We start from the raw sequence: 5754 nt of genomic DNA, 5'->3' as shown, positions 1-5754 counted from the left end.
AAGAGTACAAAAATCTCTATAAACAGCTGTTTTCTTTTTATAAAATTGATCCTGCGCAAATTTAAAATCACCAATTTTTTAATTATTAGATAGCACATATAGCTTGTGCTAACACTGATAACCCTAATTACCGTCCGGGCGGAAACATTATGTTAACAGTTTGTTAATAATTTGATAACATCGCCTGTTTAGTTTATCAGACTCATGATCATTGAAGAAAATTCTCGCTCAATCTACCATCTATGAACACATTACGCGTATTTTTACCACTCATCGCCGCTTCATTTCTAATGCTTTCTTGCGGAGGAGAAAATCCTCAGCAGAACCGTATTAATATACTGGGAGCCGGAGCTACCTTTCCCGCTCCGCTTGTAACTACATTTGCAGATGAATACAGGGATCTAACAAACAGACGAGTAACCGTGAATTACCAGTCGATTGGTTCAGGTGGTGGAATCCGCCAGTTTATGGAACAGACAGTAATGTTTGGAATGAGTGAAGCCTTTCTCTCAGAGGATGTGATGTCGAATATCGAAAGCAGTACCGGTGGTCGTGCCTTTAACATACCGATTACACTCGCTGATGTTGTTCCAACTTATAACCTTCCAAGTGTAGAGGAGAAACTTATATTTAATGGTCAGGTGCTGGCAGATATCTTTCTTGGAAACATAACAAGGTGGGATGATCCGGCCATTGTTGAATTGAATCCTGATGCAGATCTGCCCGACAGAAGCATTACTGTTATCCACCGTTCGGATGGATCGGGCACAACTAATGTTTGGACAAGCTATCTTACGCGTGTTTCAGACGAATGGAGAGAACAAGTAGGCTTTGCTACAAGTGTAAACTGGCCAGTAGGGATAGGCGGTAACGGGAACGAGGGAGTAGCCGGAGCGGTGCAAAATACGCCCGGGTCTTTAGGGTATAATAGCCTGACTTACGCGATACTGAATAATATGTCATACGCATCAGTGATCAACAGTTCAGGCAATGTTATTGAACCGAGTTATGAGGCAACGACAGCTGCGGCAGATATCGATCTTCCAGATGATACCCGAATCCTTTTTACAAATACACCTGCTGAAAACGGATACCCGATAGCCGGTTTTGCCTGGATGCTTGTTTATGAAAATCTTGATAAAAATAATGCAATTGAAACTCGTAACGAAGCTGAAGAACTAATCAGATTCTTGGTTTGGTGTATTACGGATGGACAGGATTTGTCTGAGCCCCTTGGGTTTGCGAGAATTCCTGACGCTGCACTTGAAAAGAATATACAGATGATCCGCCAAGTGAAGTGGAATGGAGAAAATCTTGGTGAAGAAATTCTGCAGGAAGAAGAACTGATCTGATCCCCAAATTTCAGGAAATAAGTAAAGCAGGATAAATTATCTGCAAAGCTGTAACTAAAATTTTGAAGAACGGAAAGCAGGTTAATGGGAAATGTAGATTCTGACAACGGCGTAAAATCAGGTTCAGCTGTTCAACCTGTAAAAAAGATCTACCTTTGGCTGGGCGACAGAATTTTTACCACTGTTGTTGTAGCTTTAGGAATTACAATCATTCTAATAACCCTCGGGATGGCGCTTGTTCTCTTCCTTGAGGGGGGCGCAGCACTCAAGGAATTCGGGTTATTTGGATTCATTTCAAACACAACATGGGATCCTGCCGTGCAACTGGTTTTTGGTGCATGGCCGTTCATATTGGGAACACTTGTCACCAGTATTCTTGCCCTGGCCATCTCTTTTTTTCCAGCAATAGCTGTGGCTATATTTTCTGCAGAATATGCAGCCGGTTGGCTTTCAGAAATTATAGACAATTTGATCCGGTTGATTGCCGCTATACCAAGTGTAGTGATTGGGATCTGGGGAATTTTTATCCTGGCCCCCTGGTTGCGTGATACGGTATATGAACCAATTTATTTTTGGACGGAAACAAACTACCCCGAATATCTATCCATCTTGGGAAATCCGATGGGATACGGAATGGCGACAGCCACCATTGTATTGGCCCTAATGATTTTGCCCTACACTACGGCTCTTGCCAAGGATGCCATCAAGGCGGTTCCAAAAGATCAAAGAGAGGCTTCATGGGCGCTTGGATCCACACGCTGGGAGGTAATACGAATGGCAGTGTTACCCTACGCCCGCGGAGGAATTATGGCAGGGGCTATTTTATCGCTCGGCCGTGCAATTGGTGAAACCATGGCCGTAGCTATGCTCATTGGAAACAAAAATACGTTACCATTCTCTATTTTTGGGGCAGGGGCCACCATGCCATCGGTAATCGTAAATGAGTTTCGCGAAGCTGTGGAAAGCCTTCACCTATCAAGCTTGATGGCTATTGGATTTGTGCTCTTTCTGATTGCTTTGATTGTGAATTTAACTGCGGCCTATATAAAAAGAAAAATTTCTGTTGGAGGCGGACAAGTTGTATGAAAAGTCTAAAACGCAGAAAATTTCACGACAAGTTCATGATAGGGGTACTTAGTTTTGCGACCTTGGTTGTTCTTCTTCCGCTTATCATCATCATTTTCCATGTATTTATAGAAGGGTTTAGCGCCCTTAGTTATGAGTTCTTTACAGAGGAGCTCGGTTCTCCATCCCGGGCTATACAAAACAGGGCAACCGGCTTGGTACACACAATTATCGGAACTGTAGTGGTGGACTTTCTTGCGCTTATTTTTGCAGTGCCGGTTGGAATTGGCGCGGGGATGATGCTCAGTGAATATCCTGAACATATGCTAAATCCCTCTCTTCGTATCATGAACGACACGCTCAACGGAATGCCCGCCATTTTGAAAGGTTTGTTTGTTTTTGTGCTGATTGTGAAACCAATGGGTACTTTTTCAGGAATTGCGGGAAGTATAGCGCTTGCAGTGGTGATGCTGCCAATCATTGCCCGAACCACAGAGAGTGCACTACAATCCATACCGTGGACCATCCGCGAAGCGGGGCTTGCTTTGGGTTTGCCAAGGTGGAGAGTGGTGCTTTCAGCAGTAATGCCGGCTGCAAAAGGAGGATTAATAACTGGTGTATTGCTTGCTTTCGCGCGTGCGGCCGGTGAAGCTGCTCCGCTTTTATTCACCTCATTTGGCAATAACTATCTGCCAAACAGTTGGCTTGGGTTTATATTTAGTCCAACGGATACACTTCCGCAACGACTCTACAGCTTGGCAATTAGCCCCTATGAACAGTGGCACAGTATGGGGTGGGCAGCGGCAATTGTGTTGTTCGGAATTGTAATTGCTACATTCATTGCCGCACGGTTTTTAGCAAAAGATAAATTCAGTAAACTGAAATGAGCATATTTAAAATCGATTTTTGCAGGAGCATCATTAAACCAGACATTGCTTTACCAATATTAACAGGGAGGAGTTGTTAATTTATTATGAATTTTAAATTAGAGACAAAAGATTTAACTGTAAAATATGGCGATGTCTATGGGGTTAAAGATATTTCGCTTACAGCGGAGCATCGGTCAGTAACGGCACTGATAGGTCCTTCAGGGTGTGGCAAAACGACCTATCTTAGGGCGCTTAACAGGATGCATGATCTTACCCGCGAAGCAAAAGTAGAAGGCGAAGTTTTGTTTGAGGGGAAAAATATATATGATGAAGATGTAAACCCGGTGACGGTACGCCGAAAAATAGGAATGGTTTTTCAAAAACCCACACCGTTCCCAACTATGTCTATTTATGATAATGTTGTGGCCGGCCTTAAACTTGTAGGCATCAAAAAGAAATCACTTCTTGAAGAAGTATGCGAAAAAGCTTTAAGACAGGCGGCACTTTTCGAGGAAGTTAAAGACCGTTTGGATACGGCAGCGGTAAGCTTGTCAGGCGGTCAGCAGCAGCGTCTTTCCATTGCACGCGCACTTGCTGTGGAACCCGAAATTTTATTAATGGATGAGCCAACCAGTTCGTTGGATCCGCAGGCAACACTCAGGATTGAGGAGTTGATTCAGACACTGAAAAAAGAAGTGACGATTATCGTAATTACCCACAATATGCAGCAAGCCGCCCGGGTTTCCGATAAAACAGCCTTCTTTTATGAAGGAAGCCTGATTGAGATTGGCAATACAAAGACAATATTTACAAGTCCAAAAAAGAAACAGACAGAAGATTATATTACCGGAAAGTTTGGGTAATTTGTTTAATTAATAAGGAGAGTAACTTAACTTTTAAAAAGAAAAAAATGACGACGTTAATTCAGGAAAGCCTTACAGAACTTCAAGGTAAACTCAATGAGATGGCCGAAATGGTTGTGGATGCCATAAATGGATCGGTAGACTCCCTTGTGGATAAAGATGTTGAAAGAGCTAAACAGATCAAGAAAAATGATAAAAATATCAATAATATTAGATGGGAGATTGAGGAAGATTGTATCAATTTAATTGCTACACAGCAACCGGTAGCATCGGACTTGCGCGAGCTTATTGCACTGTTGAATATTATCACTGAGCTGGAACGCATTGGCGATTATGCTGCCGGTATTTCAAAGCTTACTATTTCAATTGGGGATGAAAAACATGTAAAATCTCTAATTGATATTCCAAGAATGAGAGACATTGCGGTGGATATGATCGAAAATTCTATGAAAGCATATATCAATCGAGATGCCAAATCTGCAAGAATGATTCACGGCCAAGATGATGATATTGATGAACTCTACCAGCAAATCTATAGAGAGCTGATTTCCTACATGATTGAAAGTCCGACTAAGATTACACAGTGCAACTATCTTTTGTGGGTTGCGCATAATATTGAAAGAATGGGAGATCGCGTAACCAATATTTGCGAGCGTATTATCTATCATGCCACCGGAGACCGGGCTGACGACTTATAAAACTGAGCTCAATCTACATTAGATATAAACACTTGGGAAGGTAAACCTTGGTACAGAGTCAGTAATCTTATCTACTTGAAAAAGCCCATTTTCATAATTTGGTTCGAAAATGCGTTTAAAGCAATTCAGTAATTAGCTAAGAAATAGTATATTGGCGCCTTAATCATTAAGAAATTGTTAACTTAAAGTTAAGCGTCAATAAACTTATTGTATGAATTACACAATATTTGACTTTTTACAGCTTGTAGGGGCACTTGGGATATTCCTTTATGGAATGAAAATTTTTAGTGAGGGGCTTCAAAAAGTTGCTGGTGGTAAACTTCGGTCAATTCTTAAAGGGATGACTACCACGAGATTTCGAGGCATTTTTACAGGCTTTGCTGCAACTACAGTTACACAGTCGTCTACCACCACTACCGTTATGGTGGTAAGTTTTGTAAACGCCGGACTCATCACTTTTATAGAATCAACCGGTGTGATAATGGGGGCAAACATTGGCACAACCGTGACGGCGTGGATGGTTTCTATATTTGGTTTTAAAATGGAAATCACGCCGATTGCCATCATGCTCATTGGTATCTTTTTCCCTTTTATGTTTATTGGGAAAGAAAAATTACGAAGCTTAGCAGAAGCCATGATTGGTTTCGGTATTCTTTTCATTGGTCTTGAGTTCATCAAAAATGCAGTTCCGAGCATTAATGAAAATCCGGAGATGTTTGTATTTCTGGATCAATATACCGGATTTGGGTTTGCTTCTATTTTACTTTTTGTATTGGTTGGAGGTATTTTAACTCTTCTTACACAGTCTTCCTCTGCAGCAACAACCATCACTCTTGTTATGTTATTTCAGGGGTGGATTGATTTTCCAATAGCTGCAGCAATGATTTTGGGTGAAAATATTGGAACG

General features: G+C 41.6%; 6 protein-coding genes. All 6 read left to right on the top strand.

Annotated features, from left to right (window positions below; all coding sequences use genetic code 11):
• Positions 1–242 precede the first annotated feature (242 nt).
• Positions 243–1352 (top strand): phosphate ABC transporter substrate-binding protein PstS, encoded by a 1110-nt coding sequence (pstS, locus tag WD048_03905; GenBank protein MEX0811337.1) that lies wholly within the window; start codon positions 243–245, stop codon positions 1350–1352.
• Positions 1353–1436: 84 nt separating this feature from the next.
• Complete coding sequence (pstC, locus tag WD048_03900) at positions 1437–2438, top strand: phosphate ABC transporter permease subunit PstC (GenBank protein ID MEX0811336.1); 1002 nt, start codon at positions 1437–1439, stop codon at positions 2436–2438.
• A gap of 35 nt (positions 2439–2473) precedes the next feature.
• Positions 2474–3304 carry a phosphate ABC transporter permease PstA gene (gene pstA / locus WD048_03895; protein ID MEX0811335.1) on the top strand — a complete coding sequence of 277 codons (831 nt, stop codon included), beginning with the start codon at positions 2474–2476 and terminating at the stop codon, positions 3302–3304.
• An 86-nt stretch (positions 3305–3390) separates the two neighbouring features.
• Positions 3391–4149, top strand: a complete 759-nt coding sequence (pstB, locus tag WD048_03890; GenBank protein MEX0811334.1) for a phosphate ABC transporter ATP-binding protein PstB — start codon at positions 3391–3393, stop codon at positions 4147–4149.
• Positions 4150–4196: 47 nt separating this feature from the next.
• On the top strand, positions 4197–4847 hold the full coding sequence (phoU, locus tag WD048_03885; protein MEX0811333.1) for a phosphate signaling complex protein PhoU: 651 nt from the start codon (positions 4197–4199) through the stop codon (positions 4845–4847).
• A gap of 211 nt (positions 4848–5058) precedes the next feature.
• Positions 5059–5754 (top strand): Na/Pi symporter (locus WD048_03880; GenBank protein MEX0811332.1); only part of this gene is annotated, 696 nt, incomplete at its 3' end.

Source organism: Chitinophagales bacterium (assembly GCA_040877935.1).
Classification (GTDB): Bacteria; Bacteroidota; Bacteroidia; order Chitinophagales; family CAIOSU01; genus JBBDNB01.
Note: the sequence above shows the minus strand (reverse complement) of the source record. Positions and strands in the feature narration are given on the sequence as shown.